This window comes from Pseudomonas sp. B16(2017) (assembly GCF_002113205.1).
Classification (GTDB): domain Bacteria; phylum Pseudomonadota; class Gammaproteobacteria; order Pseudomonadales; family Pseudomonadaceae; genus Aquipseudomonas; species Aquipseudomonas pharyngis.
Genome location: NZ_NEKA01000007.1, coordinates 49,581 through 67,009 on the forward strand (window position 1 = coordinate 49,581; position 17,429 = coordinate 67,009).

The 17,429-nt window shown below is 60.7% G+C and carries 13 protein-coding genes; 1 reads left to right on the forward strand and 12 read right to left on the reverse strand.

Annotation, left to right across the window (positions count from 1 at the left end):
• Positions 1 to 3: 3 nt before the first annotated feature.
• Positions 4 to 2,130, forward strand: coding sequence for a TonB-dependent receptor domain-containing protein (locus CAG25_RS13670; protein ID WP_085611893.1), 2,127 nt, complete (start codon positions 4 to 6; stop codon positions 2,128 to 2,130).
• 10 nt (positions 2,131 to 2,140) lie between these two features.
• Here CAG25_RS13670 and CAG25_RS13675 read toward each other — a convergent pair whose 3' ends face one another.
• From CAG25_RS13675 to CAG25_RS13730, 12 genes are all read right to left on the reverse strand, one after another.
• The gene (locus CAG25_RS13675; RefSeq protein ID WP_039771128.1) at positions 2,141 to 2,896 is read right to left on the reverse strand and encodes an ABC transporter ATP-binding protein; all 756 of its coding nucleotides are present in this window, start codon (positions 2,894 to 2,896) and stop codon (positions 2,141 to 2,143) included.
• The gene (locus CAG25_RS13680) at positions 2,890 to 3,951 is read right to left on the reverse strand and encodes an iron ABC transporter permease (protein ID WP_085611892.1); all 1,062 of its coding nucleotides are present in this window, start codon (positions 3,949 to 3,951) and stop codon (positions 2,890 to 2,892) included. The genes CAG25_RS13675 and CAG25_RS13680 overlap by 7 nt, the downstream gene beginning before the upstream one ends.
• The gene (locus tag CAG25_RS13685) at positions 3,948 to 5,135 is read right to left on the reverse strand and encodes an ABC transporter substrate-binding protein (protein WP_085611891.1); all 1,188 of its coding nucleotides are present in this window, start codon (positions 5,133 to 5,135) and stop codon (positions 3,948 to 3,950) included. The genes CAG25_RS13680 and CAG25_RS13685 overlap by 4 nt, the downstream gene beginning before the upstream one ends.
• Positions 5,136 to 5,199: 64 nt before the next feature.
• Entirely contained in the window at positions 5,200 to 7,614 is a 2,415-nt protein-coding gene (locus tag CAG25_RS13690) for a TonB-dependent receptor (protein WP_085611890.1), read from the reverse strand.
• A 93-nt stretch (positions 7,615 to 7,707) separates the two neighbouring features.
• On the reverse strand, positions 7,708 to 8,685 hold the full coding sequence (locus CAG25_RS13695) for a FecR domain-containing protein (RefSeq protein ID WP_085611889.1): 978 nt from the start codon (positions 8,683 to 8,685) through the stop codon (positions 7,708 to 7,710).
• Positions 8,686 to 9,201: a sigma-70 family RNA polymerase sigma factor gene (locus CAG25_RS13700; RefSeq protein ID WP_039771138.1), complete on the reverse strand. Its 516-nt coding sequence runs from the start codon at positions 9,199 to 9,201 to the stop codon at positions 8,686 to 8,688.
• Between the two features lie 83 nt (positions 9,202 to 9,284).
• Positions 9,285 to 10,469, reverse strand: a complete 1,185-nt coding sequence (locus CAG25_RS13705) for an aminotransferase class V-fold PLP-dependent enzyme (protein WP_085611888.1) — start codon at positions 10,467 to 10,469, stop codon at positions 9,285 to 9,287.
• 14 nt (positions 10,470 to 10,483) lie between these two features.
• Positions 10,484 to 11,728, reverse strand: coding sequence for an MFS transporter (locus CAG25_RS13710; RefSeq protein ID WP_085611887.1), 1,245 nt, complete (start codon positions 11,726 to 11,728; stop codon positions 10,484 to 10,486).
• Between the two features lie 13 nt (positions 11,729 to 11,741).
• Positions 11,742 to 13,595, reverse strand: coding sequence for an IucA/IucC family siderophore biosynthesis protein (locus tag CAG25_RS13715; RefSeq protein ID WP_085611886.1), 1,854 nt, complete (start codon positions 13,593 to 13,595; stop codon positions 11,742 to 11,744).
• Between the two features lie 45 nt (positions 13,596 to 13,640).
• Positions 13,641 to 14,789 (reverse strand): NAD/NADP octopine/nopaline dehydrogenase family protein, encoded by a 1,149-nt coding sequence (locus CAG25_RS13720; protein ID WP_085611885.1) that lies wholly within the window; start codon positions 14,787 to 14,789, stop codon positions 13,641 to 13,643.
• A 28-nt stretch (positions 14,790 to 14,817) separates the two neighbouring features.
• Positions 14,818 to 15,861 carry a PLP-dependent cysteine synthase family protein gene (locus CAG25_RS13725; RefSeq protein ID WP_064595772.1) on the reverse strand — a complete coding sequence of 348 codons (1,044 nt, stop codon included), beginning with the start codon at positions 15,859 to 15,861 and terminating at the stop codon, positions 14,818 to 14,820.
• 14 nt (positions 15,862 to 15,875) lie between these two features.
• Positions 15,876 to 17,270, reverse strand: a complete 1,395-nt coding sequence (locus CAG25_RS13730) for a Y4yA family PLP-dependent enzyme (RefSeq protein ID WP_085611884.1) — start codon at positions 17,268 to 17,270, stop codon at positions 15,876 to 15,878.
• Between the last annotated feature and the right edge of the window lie 159 nt (positions 17,271 to 17,429).

The window sequence follows — 17,429 nt, forward strand, 5'->3', positions numbered from 1 at the left end:
CCGATGCCTTCGCTCAAAACCCTGCCCGCTGCCTTGCTGGGGCTGGCCCTTGTCTGTCCGGTCAAGGCGCAATCCCAGGGGCTGGAACTGGGGCAAGTGCTGATCGGCGCCGAGGATCAGAGCGGTGACGATCTGTCGGTGGAAGAGGCGAAGGCTCGTCTGGCCCAGGTGCCGGGTGGCAGCAACGTGGTCGATATGCGCCAGCCATTGCAGGGCCGGGTCGCGAGCAATCAGGACGTGCTGGCGTATCAGCCCGGTGTCTATGCCCAGTCGGCGGGCAACGAAGGGACGAAAATCTCGATCCGTGGCTCTGGCATTAACCGTGCCCCCGGCGCCCACGCCTCGGGCCTGTACACGATGCTCGACGGTCTGCCGCTGACCGGCCCCGGCGGCACGCCTTATGAACTGCTGGAGCCGCTGTGGCTGGATCATGTGGAAGTGCTGCGCGGCGCCAACGGTTTTGATCGCGGTGCGCTGGCCCTCGGTGGCGCCGTCGATTACGTCAGCCACACGGGCTATAACGCGCCACTGCTGAATGTGCGCTATGTCATGGGCAGCCACGGTTACGCTCAGCGACAAGTCAGCTCCGGCCAGGTGCTGGGCGATTTCGATTACTACCTGTCGATGACCGACGCGCATTCCGACGGTTATCAGGATCACACCGCCAGCAAGAGCCAGGGCGTGATCGCCAACTTCGGCTATCGCTTCAATCCGAATCTGGAAACCCGCTTCTACATCCGTCACCGCGAGACCGACAACGACCTCGCCGGCCGGGTGACCAAACACTCCATCGAACACGATCCGCGCGCAACCAACCCGGCCTACGTGACGCGCAACGACAGCCGCGACCAACCCGGCAGCACCTTCATCGGCAACAAGACCACGTACTACATCGACGACGATTCGAGCATCCAGACTGGTCTGGTCTATCACGATTACCCGATGGACCTGCGCGAAGGCCCCAATCGCCTGAAGGTCGCCTACACCGATGTCAGCGGCACGTTCGACTACAAGCGCCGCGACACGCTCTGGGGGATGGAGAGCAACAGCACCGTGGGCCTGCGAGTCACCAAGCACCTGCCCAATGACGGTGCCAGCGAACGGGTGCGGATTCCCACCGGCAACACCGCCGGTTACGCGCCGGGCATCCACATGCGCAACTTCAGTTATCAGGGCTCGGATTCTGTCCTGCACGTGGGCAATGACCTGGAAATCGCCGACGACCTGTGGCTGACCACCGGCCTCGCCGCGATCTACACCCGTCGCGAAAGCGCGGTGACCTACCCTGAGGGTGGCGGCAAGACCAGCCTCGGCGACTGGGATTACGCACCACGTCTGGGCCTGCGCTATCAGGTGACGCCGGACCTGCAACTGTTCGGCAACCTCAGCCGTTCGGTCGAAGCGCCGCATCCGTGGTCGCTGATCTATAGCTCCAACATACGCTTCCCGACCGGCAGCGGCGCCGCCACCGGCACCCAGCGTGATCCGGTCAAACTGCAAAACCAGACCGCCACCACCCTGGAACTCGGCGGCCGAGGCGACAGCGCGCTCGGCGAATGGAGTCTGGCGTGGTACTACGCTCAGGTGCGACACGAATTGCTTTCGGTGTTGCCGGACGCCAACGCGACCACGCCTTACGAACTCAACGCCAGCCCGACCGTGCACCAAGGCGTGGAAGCCAGTCTGCTCAGCAACCTGTGGTCAGCGAACGATGGCGGCAAGTTGAGCCTGCGCCAGGCCTACACCTTCAGCGACTTCCATTACCGCGACGACGATCGCTTCGGCGACAACCGCCTGCCGGGCCTGCCGATGCATTACTACCAGGGCGAACTGCGCTACGACTTTCCACAAGGTTTCTTCGCAGCGGTCAACACGCAACTGGTCTCGAAAACCGCAGTGGATTACGCCAACAGCTATTACGCCGATCCTTACGCCACCTTCGGCGCGACCCTCGGTTACAACGCCCCCAAGGGCGACTGGCAGACCTGGCTGGACATGCGCAACCTGACCGACAAGCACTACGCCGCTACCGTTACGCCGGGCTATGACGATAAAGGACTGGACGCCGCACGCTCCACACCGGGTGAGGGCATGGCGATGTATGTCGGGGTGTCGTGGAGTCTGCTCTGAGGGCCAACCCTCAAACAATGTCATCGATCAGAATATGGTGCTGCCCGCGACTGCATTGTTCGATCCGCGCCTCGACCTTGTAGACCGCGCGCAGCATCGGTTCGGTGATGACTTCATGGCTGGGCCCGCTGCCATGGGCCGTGCCACCCGCGATGACCAGCACCTGATCGGCAAAACGCAGCGCCTGATTCAGGTCGTGGATGGCGATGAACACGATCACTTCGCGACGGCGCGCGAGGGCTTTCATGAAGTTCAAAACCTGAACCTGCCGGTGCATGTCGAGTGCGCTGGTGGGTTCGTCCATCAGCAGGATTTCCGGTTCGCGCACCAGCGTCTGGGCGATTGACACCAATTGCTGTTGGCCGCCGCTCAGTTCACCGAGGTTGCGAAACGACAGTTCGGTGATCCCGAGTGCTTCGAGAATCTCGTCCACCAGTTTCAGTTCATCATCGTGAACCGCCCAGTTGGGCGTCAGTTGCTTGCGCGCCAGCAGCACCGATTCGTACACCGTGAGCCGGGCGCTGGCGTTCAGGCCCTGGGGCATGTAGCTGATGCCTTGAGTGCCTTTTTTCGAGCCTTCCAGAATCACTTCGCCCGGCCCGTCGATCAGCCCGGCCATGCGCTTGAACAGCGTCGATTTGCCTGCCGCGTTGGGACCGACGACGGCCACGACCTGGCCGCCGGTAAACGTTGCGGTACTGACGCCGGAAATGATCTCGCGCTGACCGTAGCGGGCGCCGAGGTTGTCGAGCCGGATCTTTACCATGAGTTTTTCTTACCGTTGAGAATCAGAGAAATGAAGAACGGCACGCCGATCAGTGACGTGACCACACCGATGGGGAATATCGCTCCCGGGATCAGGGTCTTGCTGACCACCGAACTGGCGGACAGGATCAGCGCACCGGTCAGCAACGAGGCCGGCAGGAAAAACCGCTGATCCTCGCCGATCAGCATCCGCGCGATGTGCGGCCCAACCAGCCCGATGAAGCCGATCGTGCCAACGAACGCCACCGGAAACGAAGCGAGCAGACTGACCATGATCAGCGTTTGAAAGCGCAGGCTGCGCACGTTGATGCCGAAACTCGCAGCCTTGTCGTCGCCCAGGCGCAGGGCCGTCATCGCCCACGCACGTTTGGCGAAGATCGGCAGGGTGATGAGGATCACCACGCAGATCACCCCGAGTTTCGGCCACGTGGCCTTGGTCAGGCTGCCCATGGTCCAGAACACCACGGCTGCCACGGCTTGTTCGGTGGCGAAAAACTGCACCAGCGCCAGTAACGCATTGAAGGTAAACACCAGGGCGATGCCGAGCAGCACGATGGTTTCGGCGGTCACGCCACGACGCATGCTCATGAAGTGAATCAACAGCGCCGAGAGCATCGCCATGATGAACGCGTTAAGCGGCACCATGTATTGCGCCGCCAGCGGAAACAGCGCCACGCCGAAGGCCAGCCCCAGCGCCGCGCCGAAACCGGCCGCCGCCGAAATACCGAGGGTGAACGGGCTGGCGAGCGGGTTGTTGAGGATGGTCTGCATCTGCGCCCCGGCGAGCGAAAGCGCCGCGCCGACAGCGACCGCCATCAACGCCACCGGCAGGCGGATGTCCCACATGACCACCCGCACTTGTGCCGATGCGGTTTCCGGCGATAACAAAGCACCGAGCACTTCGCTGAGGCTGTAACGGGCCGGGCCCAGCGCCAGATCGAGCAACACGCTGAAGATCAGCAGCACGGCCAGCCCTAGCAGAATCAGCCGTTTACGCAGCACCAGCCGCCGGTAGGTGACGCTCTGCACAATCGGTGCTTCGCCCAGCGAACTCATGGCTTGTCCTCGGTTTTTTGCAGGCTGACGAAATAGCCCGGTTCATACGGCACCGGCAGGAAGCGCTCGTGCATCTCGCGAAATTCCGCATCGGGATCAAGATCGGCGAACAGTTCCGGGTGGAACCATTTGGCCAATTGCTGAATGGCCACGAATTGGTAAGGGCTGTTGTAAAACTGGTGCCAGATCGCATGAAACGCCTGAGTGTTCTGCGCCTTGATGCCGGCGTAGGCCGGGCGCTGGGTGTACCAGGCCAGTTTGCGCCGGGCTTCGGTCAGGTCTGCGCCCGGGCCGACGCCGACCCAATGGCCCCCCGGCGCAAAGGCTTCCCAGTCGGCGCTGGTAACCACCACATGGTCGGGATTGGCGACGATCACTTGCTCAGGGTTCAGTTGCCCGAAGGTGCTCGGAATGATCCGACGGGCGATGTTATTGCCACCGGCCATGTCGACGAACAGACCAAAGTTCTCGTTGCCGAAACTCAGGCAGCAATCATCGGTATAGCCACCGATGCGCTCGATGAACACGTTGGGACGGGCAGGATGGTATTTCTCGATCACGTCGGTGACGCGGTGGATCTGCTGGTTACGAAAATCGATGAACGCTTCGGCGCGCTCTTCCTTGCCGAACAACTTGCCGAACAGGCGCATGGTCGGCTCGGTGTTCTGCATGGGGTTGTTGCGAAAGTCGACGTACACCACCGGGATGCCCAAGGCGTCGAGTTTCTCGATGTAGCGGGCATCCTCGGTTGCATGCTGCGCTTCGATGTTGAGGATGATCACGTCAGGCTTCTGCGAGATCGCCTGCTCGATGTCGAAGGTGCCGCTCTCGAAACCGCCGAAGGTCGGGATTTTCGCGATGTCGGGGAATTTGCGCAGGTAGGCGTTATAGGTATCCGGGTCGGACTGGATCAAATCCTTGCGCCAGCCGACGATGCGTTCGATAGGGTTCTGCGTATCCAGCGCGGCCACCAGATACAGCTGGCGACCTTCACCCAGAATGACCCGGCGCACCGGCAGGTGAACCTTGACCGTGCGGCCCTGCAAGTCAGTCACGGTGCCCAGTGCCGGATCCGCTTCGCCAGCCTGTACGCGGCTTGGCATCAAGGAAGAAATCGACAAACCCAGCAGCCCGGCGATCAGCAGGGCGGCGAAGGTCTGGCGGCGGCGAAAAACATTAACCATGGTGTATGCCTTTGCAAAAGCCGGATCGGACCACGACGCCAGGCGCCGCTCCGGGCCGGACGTTTCAGAAATCGACAGTGGCCGAGAGCAACAAGGTCCGAGGCGCGCCCTGGGAGAACGCGCCGTAGGAGGCGACGCCCGACCAGTATTCACGGTCAAACACGTTCTGCACGGTGGCCCGCAAAGTGGTCGGCCGTTCGGCGATGCGAGTGGCGTAGCGCGCGCCGACATCGAAGCGGGTCCAGGCGTCCAGTTGTTGGGTGTTGGCCTGATTGACGTACTGGCTGCCGGTGTAGATCGCGCCGCTGGTCAATGTCAGGCCTTCGACCTGCGGCACGTCCCATTCGGCCCAGAGGTTGGCTTGCACTTCGGGAACCCCGACCGGTTTGTTGCCACGGTTGGCAGCGACACCGGTTCGGGTCAGTTCGCCGTCGAGCAGCGTCACGCCCCCGATCAGGCGTGTGCCTGTTGCAATCTCGCCCGCCATGTTCAGTTCGACGCCCCGGTTGCGCTGTTCGCCATTGACCGAGAACACCCCGGATGCCAGTTCACCGCTGGGCTTTTCAAGCTGGAACAGAGCGATGGTGGACATGAAACGGCCGTAGTCGAGCTTGACCCCGACTTCCTGCTGGCGGGACACATAGGGGGAGAAGATCTCGCCCGCGTTGGCAGCAGCGGATGGTGCGATGTCACCCTTGCTCAGGCCTTCGACGTAGTTGTAGTAGAACGACACGTGATCCCAGGGTTTGGCGACGACCCCGAACAGCGGCGTGGATTTGCTTTTGTCGTAGGACGTGGTGATTGAGCCGGCCGTGTTGTAGTTATCCGACTTGATGTTCTGCTGGCGCACGCCGAGCGTGACCTGGAGGCGTTCATCGAGCACCGACAGGGTGTCGGCGAGGGCCACGCCCGACAGCTCGCTTTCGGAAACCTTCGGGGTATCCGGCTTGGCGATCGCGGGTTTCGGGCGATCGAGCGGGTGATAGATGTTCGACAGGATCGCCGGGCCGGAAATAATCCCCCGGGACAGGTTATCGCGGTAGCGGGTGACTTGTAGCGCCGTGCTATGACTGATCGGCCCGGTGTCGAACCGCAGCCGCGCACCGGCATCGACGGTGTAGCGCTGGACTTCGAATTTGTAATAGCCGGGGATCGACGAGGTGTCGCCCGCTTCGTTGATGATGGTCGGCGTCTGGTCGGACATGCGCGCGACATCCGATCGGCCACCGCCGGCGTGGGCGAACACTGTCAGGTTGTCGTTGAGGTCGTATTCGCCGCCGAGCAACGCCGATTTGTCGCGGGTTTCCGACCAGCCCCATTCCTGGCTGACGCTGGTGCGGCCGTTGGCTGCGGACGGAATCTCCACGCCGGAGGCAATCAGGAAGGGGCGGGATGCGGCGTCGAAACTCTCTTTCTGATTGATCAGGTCCAGGGTGGTGCGCAGGCGTTCGCCCTGGTAGTCAAGGGACATCGCGCCGATACCGACCTCTCGGGATTGCTTGTCGATAGCCGTATCGCCTTGCTGGACGCTGCCATTGATCCGCACGCCGAAGCGGCGTTCTTCACCGAAGCGTCGGCTGACATCGAGGTGGCCGCCGAGCTGGGTATTCAAGGCGTAACTGGTGGTGAAACGAGTCAGGTCTTCGTCCAGTGAACGCTTGGGTACCACGTTGATCACGCCGCCGACACCGCTGTTGGGCGACATGCCGTAGAGCAGGGCGCCGGGGCCTTTGACCAGTTCGATCCGTTCTGCGTACTCGGTGAACACCCGGTAGTTGGAGGCCACGCCGTACACGCCGTCGAACGCCAGTTCACCGAGGTTGCCTTCGCCGACCGGAAAACCACGGATGAAGAACGAGTCGACAATCCCCCCTGTCTGCCCTGTGGAACGCACCGATGAGTCGCGCTCCAGCAAGTCGCCGACGGTGACAGCCTGCTGGTCCTTGATCAGTGTCGAGGTGTAGCTGCTGACACTGAACGGAGCGTCCATCGCATCGCGGTTGCCCAGAATGCCAAGGCGTCCGCCGCGGGCGACCTGACCGCCCGCAAGCACCGGCGGCAAGCTGTCGGTGCGCGTGTCGATGCCTTCGACCTTGGTGTCCGCCAACGTGACCCGGCGCACTACCAGCGTCCAGGTCCCGTCGCTGCGAGCGACCATCTCCAAACCACTGCCTTCGAGCAGTCGAGACACCGCTTCCTGCACCGAGTAGCTGCCGGACAACCCAGGGCTGACGAGGCCTTCGGTGATCGACGGCTGAAACGACAAGGCGATACCGGCGTCCACGGCAAAGCTCGAGAGGGTCACGCCAAGCGGGCCGAGCCCGATGTTGTAGGCTCGCACAGTGACCGCGTCCAGCTGCACCGGCCTGGCTGCCTCGGCGAGGGCGCTGCTGGCCAGGCCCAGCACAACGCTGAGCAACACGCTGCGCATAACGGGCTTTAGCAGACGATCCGCAAGCAAGGGTCGTGCAACGAGCATGAAGGGGTGACCCTATGGACGAGGTGGAATGGTTGTTCCTTTCATTGCCAGCCGAGATCAAAAAAAGTATCACCCGTGTGGTGATTTTTTTGCTCAGGCGGGTGAGAGCGTCACCCAGTAACCGCTCAAGTGCCCGGAGACGCGCACGGGATAGGTCTGCGCCAGCATGTTCAGCGAACGTTGGGTGTCGCTGATGGGAAAGGCTCCGGAAATGCGCAAATCGGCAATGGCTGGATCGCAACGCACAAAGCCTCGGCGATAGCGCGCCAGTTCGACGACGAAATCCGCCAGCCGCATTTTGTCGGCCATCAGCATGCCTTGGGTCCAGGCGCCGAGGTTGCGGTCGGTAGCGCTCAGTGAGCCAAAGGCTTGAGATGAAAAGTCGGTACGTTGCCCGGCGTTGACGATGACGGGCGCACTTTGAGGACTGTCGGCCAGTTCGACCTGCACAGCGCCTTCGAGCACTGCGAGTTGGGTGTGCGGCTGCCATTCACGAACGGTGAAGCGCGTGCCCAGCGCCTGCATCCGGCCTTGGCGGGTGCTGACCAGAAAAGGTCGAGGCTGCGCGGCGTTGTCCGGCGCAGTCTGCACCAGGATTTCGCCTTCGCGTAAATGGATCAGCCGCTGTCGGGTGTCGAACAGAACGTCGATGGCCGTGTCGGTGTTCAGGGTGAGTTGCGAGCCGTCGGCCAGGGTCAGTTCGCGGCGCTGCCCGACGGCGGTGTGGTAATCGGCGGACCATTGCTGCGACTGCGCCAGTTTCCAGCTGCCCCAACCGGCGGGTATCGCCGCCAGCAGCAAGGCCAGTTTGCCCAGGGCTGCGCGGCGTTCCGGGTTGCTCGGGCGATCCAGCGCCGACATCGCCAGCGACGGCGGCAGGCCGCCGAACTTGCTTTGCAGCAACTGCGCGCGGGCCCATGCCCGGTTGCGCTCGGGGCTGCTGACTTTCCAGTACTCCCACTCCGCACGCTCGGTTTCGCTGAGGTCGTTTTCGCTCAGGCGCATCAGCCACTCGGCGGCTTCTTCGAGGATTTTCGGATCGAGCGGCGGTTCACTGCGGCGCGTAAGCATTCATTCCACCAGCATCAGGCACTGCACGAAAGCCTGTTTCATGTAGCGCTTGACGGTGATCAGCGAAACGTCCAACTGCTCGGCGATGTCGGCGTATTTCAAGCCGCCGATCTGCGACAGCAGGAACGCGCGTTTGACCAGTGGCGGCAGGGTGTCGAGCATCGCGTCGATTTCGTGCAGGGTTTCCAGCACCACGAAGCGCAACTCGGGGGAGGGCACTTCCGGTGCGGGCAAATGCGCAAGGGCATCAAGGTAGGCGCGTTCCAGAGCCTTGCGCTGATACCAGTTGATGAGGATGCCCTTCGCCACGCAACTCAGGTAGGCCCGGGGTTGCTCGATGGTCGTGACCTGAGAAGCGAGGATCCGAGTGAAAGTATCCTGCGCCAGATCTGCCGCATCCATGGCGTTACCCAGTTTTTTCTTCAGCGTGGCGTACAGCCAGCCGTGATGGCCGCTGTACAGCGCTTCGATCACGCGCAGATGATTGTCGTTGTTCGCGGGAAGGGTTTCGCTCATGGCTGCAGTGTTTTGCAATTGAGAAGTATTCCCAATGCTAGTTTACAAAGAGCCTGCGACGCAAGCGCGATTCGTATCCGTTTTCAGGCGCGTGGCATTCTCATCAACGCGTCCGCCATGGCATCGATTTCCGCCTCGGTGTTGTAGGCGTGCAGTGATGCCCGGCTGACTTCCAGCAGGTCCCGCTGCTGCATGTCGAGCAGCGTCGAGCGGAAAGTCGAGGTGGTGACGTTGATGCGTTTGTCCTGCGCCGCCAGCCATGCCTGGACTTGCGCGGCACTGGCGTCCTGGCAGGTGAACGTGACGATGCCTGACTTGACCGCGCCCCGATCCTGCGACGTAACACCCGGCACGTCAGCCAGGCGATTGCGCAGGTGTGCCGACAATCGTTGAATGCGCTGCCACATCGGTTCGATACCTTGCGCCAGTGCGTAATGGGCCGCCGCGCCCATGCCGAGTTTCGCCGCGACGTTGCATTCCCAGTTTTCGAAGCGCCGGGCATCGCCACGAATTTTGAAGGTGTCCGGTGTCAGCAATGAAGCCGCATGCAGGTCGAGAAACGCTGGCTCAAGGTTTTCGCACAAAGTCTTTTCGACGTAGAGAAACCCCATGCCCCGAGGGCCACGAAGGTATTTGCGGCTGGTGGCCGCCAGCATGTGGCAACCGATTTTCTGCACATCGATCGGCATCTGCCCGACGCCCTGACAGGCATCCAGCAGAAACAGAACCCCGGCCGCGCGGGCGAGGGCGCCGATCTGCTCGATGGGTTGCACCGGGCCACCGTTGGTGGCGATCACCGGCAGCGACACCAGGGCAACCCGGTCATCGCCGAGCATGTCCCGCAGCGCCGGCAATGACACCTGGCCCTGTTCATCGTTGGGAATGACCCTGATCTCGATGCCGCGCTGTTGCTTGAGTTGCAGGTAGGGAATGTAGTTGCCGGCGTATTCGGTGGTCGATGTCAGCACCACATCGCCAGGCCGCAGCGGCAATGAATAGAAGGCCATGTCCCAGGCGCGGGTCGCGTTTTCGATCACCGCGATCTCTTCGGGACGCGCGTTGATCAGTTGGCCGATGGTGTCGTAAACGTCTTCCACTTCCCGGGCCTGTTGCCCGGCGGCTTCGTAACCGCCGATCCGGGTTTCAAGTTGCAAGTGACGGGTCACCGCTTCGATGACTGGATTGGGCATCAGCGCCGCGCCTGCATTGTTGAAGTGAATCAGTTGCTCGACACCAGGGGTGTCGGCGCGCAGTTGTTCAATGTTCAACGAAAACTCCTTGGTCAGTCGCCCGGCGGCATCTGGCTCGGTTGCATGACCATCGGCCGGTAGCGCAAGGCAACGATGGGCATCAGCGCGAGCATGTAGGCGAGGCAGACAAACAGGTAGGTGTACTGCAAACCATAGACCTGGCTGAGTAACCCACCGGCCGAAATGCCGGCGATGGACGCGAATTGCGCAGTGCTTTGGGCAATGCCCAGCACGTAGCCCTGGCGCGAGCTGTCGGCGGTTTTGGAAATCAGGGCCATCAGCACCGGCGTGGTGGCCCCCAGCAATACGCCCCAGATGAAATAGGCACCGACGAACACGATCGGGTTGCGCGTGTAGCCGGCAAGGGCCGTCAGCGCAATACAGCCGAGGACGACATAAGTGATGCGTTGCAGGGTGTCCTGCTGGGTACGGTGCTCGAAGTAACGCGACCACGCGGTTGCCGACAGAATGAAACCCAGCGCCAGCAAGCCATAACACAGCCCGACCACCGAGTTGCTGACCTCGAACACCGAGCTGACGTACAGCGAGAACGACGTCTGCGGCAGCATCCGCGCCAGCAGCAAGATGCCCATGACGCCCAGCAGCGACAGCAGGGGCGTGCCCTGCCAGACGCTGGTGTTATGGCTGGCAGGCGCCGCTTTATCAGCGATCGGCGCTTTCTTCACTGGCGGTACATCCGGCAACGTCACGGCTGCGACCACGGTGCAGATGGCGCATAACACAGCGGCGATCATGTTGATCCAGAAGAATGTCGCGTAATCGAGGATCAGTCCGCCGACCACTGCGCCGAGCAACGAGCCGACGTTGGTGGAGATCTGCAGGATCGCGAACAGCCGTGCCCGCCGCGAAGGTGCTTCAATGCTCACGCCGTACGCCTGGGCCGGGGCGATGTAGCCGGCGAAGGCGCCTTGCAGGAAGCGCAGGATCAGGATCACCCAGATGTCACTGCACAGGGCCAGCCCAAGCTGGGTCAATGACAGGCCGGCGAGGGCGCGGATCATCATCAACTTGTGGCCGTAGCGGTCGCCGATACGGCCCCAGAATGCGCTGGTCAGAATAATGCCCAGCATCGGCCCGACGTACACGGCGATGCTGGCGAAGCTGAAAAGCGAGTCTGACGAGGTCAGCCCGCGCAGGTGGACAGGCCAGAATGGCCCACTCATTTCCATCGCGCCCATCGAAATGAGCTGGATCGCGAACAGAAGATAAATCAGGACTCTTACGCGCGAACCCGCGATGGCACCTGCTTGGGTCATGAGTCAGCCTCGGTTATTGAACGACATTGAGCGGGTTGGTCAGCGTGTGCTGAATCCGGTAGTTGGAATACTGCATCATGTGCATGCGCAGCAACGAACGGGTCGGCCATGGATCATTGAGGAAGGCCTTGCGTTCGACTTCCCATAGATCCGGCGCGACACGCTCGCGCACCGCTGCGAACGCCTGCTCGGTTTCTTCACGCAGAATGCCCCACATCCGGTTGTTGTCCAGCGCGTACTCCCTGGTCAGCCACAGGGCCATTTCATGCAGGTGCGTGAGGAAGGCTGCGTCGAGCACGAACATGCGTACCGGCTCGATATCGCCCTCGAACACTGTCGGCAGAATGCCTGGCTGCACGTGCGGTTGCAGGGTGTAGCCACGTCCCTCCAGCAATGGGGCGTAGGTCCTGCCGTCGCCGAAATCGCGGATCAGCAGACTACGTGCTTTGCCATCCGGGGAAAACAGCACCATCGTGTTCTGCTGATGCGCCTCAAGCCCGATCCCGTACATCAGGTAGATCGCCACCACCGGATGGGTGACCACTTTGGCGTACTGACGGAACCAGTCTTCCACCTGAGCGGCATTGGCCCGAACGCCGTCGCGCTCGATCAGCTCGGTGAACAGTGGTCGACCGTTGCCCGGCAAGCGAGTGAACAGAGAAGCCACGGTGATCGGCAGACAATCGTCGTTACGCTCAAACGCTTGCTGGCTGGCACGGAACACCACCGACAGATGCCGGCCGGGGTGGTCGTCCTGAGTGATCGCGTGCTTGTAACGCACGCCGATCTCCTCCGGGAAGATTTCCAGGCGTTGCTCGAAACCGTTTTCGACCTCGAGGATCTTCGTGATGACGGTGCTGATGCGTGGCCCCATGTGAATCGACTTGGCTTGCAGGCTGCGCAGTTCGCTGGTCATCCACACGGCAATCGGCAACTTGATCAGCGGCGCGCTCTCATTGAGCACCGGCATCATCGTGCGGTAGGACATGGTCGGCAGGGTCTGGATGTCCGGACCGTCGGTGATGAGAATGCCTTCTGCAATTTCCGCCGCAAAGTTTTTCAGCACGTAAGCCTGCAAATGCCATGAGTGAATCGGTAGCGGCAACCACTGGGATTCGTCCAGGCCCTTGTCGTTGAGCGACGCCTTCCATTGCGCCCATTGCGTTGGGAAGTTACTGGCGAACCAGCTGTGGTAATCGCTGACGTGAGGCATGCTTTCGCTTTTCGCCATGTCGGCCCGCAGCGCGGCAATGCGCAGCGGCACCTGGGCGTTAAACTCCGGTGACAGTTGCTCGACTTCCTCATCGCTGAGGCCCGGGCGGGCTTTCCAGGTTGGATAGTAGGGGTGACCTTCCAGCGAGCCCCACTGGTCGAGAAGGATCGCGGCGTCCTTGGTGCTGGCGTGCTGGCGCAGGTAATCGGTCAGGCTGTCGAGGCCCTGTTCCCGGGCGGCGGCGGCCAGTCGAGCGTTCCATTGCTGGCGATGCTGACGCGCGTGGGCGTCGTTCATCAGGCTGTTTTCCATGTCTGACTTGAGCCCGGCGATGCCTTCATCGGTGGGTTCGAAATCGAAGCTGTCGCGCAGCACATCCAGCAGGTCATGATGGGTGTAGATCACCTGGCGTACGCCTTCATCGGTCATCAGGATCACGTCGCCGTCATTGACCACGGTATCGGCCGGGCCCTTGGCGATGTTGGAAAAGAACACATGGGAACGACCGTCTTTCAGCGCGTACGTGGCCTCGTTACCGGCCTCAGAGAAGCGCAGGCCCGCGCGATCCAGAATGTTTTCGGCAAACAGGCAACGGATCATCCGTCGCAGGGCGTTCTTGCGGGAGTAGGCGATGAGTGTCTTGAAGTCATCCATATCAGCTATCTGCTCGTCGAGAAATTAATGAAAAGTTGAACCCGCTCACGCAGTGCGCGGCCAATGGCGGGGGAAGTAGTCGAGCGCCGAGTCGCGCAGGCCCTGCATGTAGGAAACGCTCCATTGCAGGACTTCTTCGATGTAGGGGACTTTCAGTTCGAAGCGCCGGGCCATTTCCACCAGCAGCACGAGGCCGTAGGCAACGTCTTCGTTGAAGGCGCGGCTTTCGCGCTCGATCACGTAGCCGGCGCGGTTGTCGTCGGCCGGAATCATTGGCGCGAGGATGTCGTTGTAGGCCTGGTTGGTGCGCAGGATCGACAGCATGCTGCTCTGATCGCGGATCTGCTCGCCATAGGCCTCGACGATTTCCTGCTTGAGGGATTTGACCGATGACAGGTCGATGCCCATGCGCTGGCTGATCACGCTGCACAGTTCCTGACTTTCCTGATCCATGCGCTCCAGAAAATAGGCGCCCAGCTCGGGGCATTCGGTCCACCAGCACATTCGTTGCGGGAAGATCTTGCGATGCCATTGGCCGTAAGGACCGATCAAACCGTAGATCACCGAGCTGTGCATGATCGGATTGCCCGGTGTCAGGGTGATTTCCAGGTAGTGGTCGAGCATCGTCACGCAGGGGCCATAAAGCGTGGTGAGGATTTTTTCCAGGTGCAGCCGTGATTGCGCTGATTCGCGGTCGTGCAACGCGACATACAACTGGCTCTTGCCGCCGCCCATCTTGACCGACACCCCTGGCTTCAGATCGAACGCGGTGTGCGGCACATCCTTCATGCCCCAGATCACCACGTTCGAACGTTCGCCCAGCGTGGCTTGCGCCAGCCAGTCGAAACCGCAGAAACCCGGGATTGCGCCGACGTACACCGGTTTGCCTGAACTCAAATGCGGTGCGATGGCTTGCAGGGTCTGCGGTCGTGCGTGGGCCGGAACCGTGATGATCACGATGTCAGCGTCGGCAACTGCAACACTCGCAGCGCTGCTGACCTGGTCCGGTCGCGCGCTCAGCGTCGAGCCGTCCGGCATCAGCGCCAGCATCGGCAGATTGGCGAGGTGACGATCAACCACCTCTTGATTATTGGTGAGTATCGAAACGTGAACATTGGGCAACTGTTTAAACAGGATGGCATTCAGATGCCCGGTCCGGCCTGCGCCGCAGATGGCGACTTTCAGCGGTTTCATACAGAGACTTTCCTGTGTGGGAGACGCGTCAGGCGACGCTCAATTGCAAGGGAGTAGCGTCGGATTCCAGCCAGCGGGTCTTGCCCAGCCAGCGATCCAGTTGCGGTGCGACGTCCGGGTCCAGCAGATCCCGCTCTTGCAGCCATTTGTCGTCGAACACGGTGTGCAAGTACTTCTCGCCGCCGTCGGCAATCGGCACCACAACGTTGCCGGTCAACGTGCCTTTGTGAATCAGCTCCAGCGCCTTGAAGATCGCTCCGCCGGTGGATCCGCCGACCAGCAGTGCCAGGTTGCGCGCGATGTAGCGGGCGGTTTCGAAGGCCTGGGAATCGGTGACCTGCAAGCCCAGGTCGATGCAGCTATAGTCGAGCACCAGACCGACGGTGTCGCCGGCAGGCGTGCCGGTTCCCGATTGGTAATAGGGATAGCCGGGATGGCCGAAGACGATGGAACCGGCCGGTTCGACGGCGACGGTAACGATGTCCGGGTTGTGCAGTTTCAGGCCACGGGCAATGCCGGTCATCGAGCCGCCGGTGCCGACGCAACCGACGTAGGCGCCAATGTGGCCACCGGCCTGGGCGATGGTTTCACGCACAAAATCGCTGTAGCCGCCAGCGTTGGCCGCGTTGTCGGACTGGTTCATGAACACCGCGCCGGGGATCTGCGAAGCCAGTTCGGCCGCCAACCGTTGACGCTCGACCACGGCCACTTCGTCTTCGCGGTAAGTGCCGGCGACAAAACGGATTTCGGCGCCCAGAGCCTTCATCACCGCGATCTTGTCCTGCGCTGCATGGTGATCGACCACCGCAATGAAATGCAGGTCGAACTCCACGGCTGCCATCGCCAGGCCGATGCCGGTATTGCCGGAGGACGACTCCACGACCACACCACCGGGTTTCAACTTTCCGGACTTGAGCGCCGCCAATACCATGTTGCGCGCCATACGGTCTTTAATGCTGCCGCCGGGGTTGTTCTTCTCTATCTTGAGCAAAAGTCGAGCGTTGCTATCCGGAACATCAATGCCCAACATTGGTGTATTGCCAATAAGATCCGAAACTTTATTCAGTATCATCTGGACGTCTTCCCTTAATAGTCAGGTGTGAATGCGTAGTTACCTTCCGTACAACAAGTCGCCATCAGTCGCCGTGGCAACGGGTGACGATGAAATTCGTTTTCCAGCAAGTCCATCTGATAACCGGCGGTATTGGCATAGATCAATAAATCGCCGGTTTGCGGTGTTGTTTCAAAGTTGATCAATCGATGAGTAATCACATCATCGTCCAGGCAACTATGCCCGGCGATGTAGGCTTGCATTGGAACTTGTCTTGATTCTTTCGAAGTGATCAGGATTGGATCGACAAGGTATTCAGACGAGAACCAGGTTTCGCACGCGCTGAAACTGCTGCCTTCGGCGAATATCACAACTTTGTTGTCGGCCAATTGTTTGGTGCGCGTTACGCGAAAGACGGTGATCGCCGCTTGATCCACCAGACTTCGGCCGGGCTCCAGTGCCAGTTTTATATTCTGACTCTTCAAGTAACTGGCAATGGTTTTTTCCGGGGAATGCTCCGACGCCAGGAATAAGTCCAACCACTGGCAAGCCGTCAGACTGCTGCCATAAGGGTAATAAGAGTGGGGTACTCGACGGTTCTGATAATGACCAGGGTTGTTGTCGTTCTGCAAAAAACTGTCGTACTGCCGTGGGTCGACATAGCGCATCGGCAGGCCACCACCGATGTCAATCATGACCGGGTCGAGGCCCATTTCCCTGGCGGCATCGAAGAACCCGGTCACTTCACGGAAGGCCTGTACTCGGGTTTCGTAGCCGTATCCGCCGAGGTGGAAATGGAAACCTTCGAAGTGCAACGACTCCCGATGTTCCGTCAGCCATTGCAGGCACTGAAACACGTCATCGGCGCCCATGCCGAAGCGGCTCGCCAGGCAACTTGTCGGCCTGTAACGCAGTAGAACTCGGGCTTTGGCCGGTGCCGGCGTAGTGTCGAGCAGTGCTTTGAGCTGGCTGAACTCTTCCCGTGAATCCACACAAATCAGCGAACCGCCTTGCACCAGCGCTTGATGAAACGCGGTCGTCTTCGCCGGCCCGGTTGCGCACAGATGTTCCGCTTCGGTCCCGGCGCGCAGCGCAGCTTGCAGTTCAAACAGGCTCGATACGTCAGTGCCGATGCCTGACGACGCAGCCGCAGCCAGCAGGCACTGGGACTTGTTGGCTTTGGCGCCGTAGAAAATCGCGTAGTCAACGTTGTGCTTCTTCAGCACCGATTGCAGCGCTTGGGCGTTGGCCTCAAAGGCATGTGGCCACACCAGATTCAGCGGCGATCCGTGTTGTTTAACAAGTTCAACAAGTGCTTGGGGTGAGTGTTGAAGAAAGTTTTCGATAACAGGATCAAGTAACGGTTTCAGCACTTTTGTGTACTGAGCTACAGTTGTTTCTTTAATGGGCGGCGCAATTAATTCAGGCATAGAAAACCTCTGGCGTAAATAATCGCCATATGTATGTTGCGTGTTCTTGCTGCTCGTCAGATACGAATGTTTAAAAAGGTGGAGGCGGATGACAGATCCGCTCTGGAATTAAACAAGGGGCATGTTCTTTCATAAAATTTTCACAAATCTGTTTCATGA

What these genes read in the sequence shown, in the direction of transcription:
- CAG25_RS13690 (WP_085611890.1), bottom strand. Translation starts at nt 7,614, where the DNA reads ATGCTCGTTGCACGACCCTTGCTTGCGGATCGTCTGCTAAAGCCCGTT.
- CAG25_RS13700 (WP_039771138.1), bottom strand. Translation starts at nt 9,201, where the DNA reads ATGAGCGAAACCCTTCCCGCGAACAACGACAATCATCTGCGCGTGATC.
- CAG25_RS13675 (WP_039771128.1), bottom strand. Translation starts at nt 2,896, where the DNA reads ATGGTAAAGATCCGGCTCGACAACCTCGGCGCCCGCTACGGTCAGCGC.
- CAG25_RS13730 (WP_085611884.1), bottom strand. Translation starts at nt 17,270, where the DNA reads ATGCCTGAATTAATTGCGCCGCCCATTAAAGAAACAACTGTAGCTCAG.
- CAG25_RS13710 (WP_085611887.1), bottom strand. Translation starts at nt 11,728, where the DNA reads ATGACCCAAGCAGGTGCCATCGCGGGTTCGCGCGTAAGAGTCCTGATT.
- CAG25_RS13725 (WP_064595772.1), bottom strand. Translation starts at nt 15,861, where the DNA reads ATGATACTGAATAAAGTTTCGGATCTTATTGGCAATACACCAATGTTG.
- CAG25_RS13670 (WP_085611893.1), top strand. Translation starts at nt 4, where the DNA reads ATGCCTTCGCTCAAAACCCTGCCCGCTGCCTTGCTGGGGCTGGCCCTT.
- CAG25_RS13715 (WP_085611886.1), bottom strand. Translation starts at nt 13,595, where the DNA reads ATGGATGACTTCAAGACACTCATCGCCTACTCCCGCAAGAACGCCCTG.
- CAG25_RS13720 (WP_085611885.1), bottom strand. Translation starts at nt 14,789, where the DNA reads ATGAAACCGCTGAAAGTCGCCATCTGCGGCGCAGGCCGGACCGGGCAT.
- CAG25_RS13680 (WP_085611892.1), bottom strand. Translation starts at nt 3,951, where the DNA reads ATGAGTTCGCTGGGCGAAGCACCGATTGTGCAGAGCGTCACCTACCGG.
- CAG25_RS13685 (WP_085611891.1), bottom strand. Translation starts at nt 5,135, where the DNA reads ATGGTTAATGTTTTTCGCCGCCGCCAGACCTTCGCCGCCCTGCTGATC.
- CAG25_RS13695 (WP_085611889.1), bottom strand. Translation starts at nt 8,685, where the DNA reads ATGCTTACGCGCCGCAGTGAACCGCCGCTCGATCCGAAAATCCTCGAA.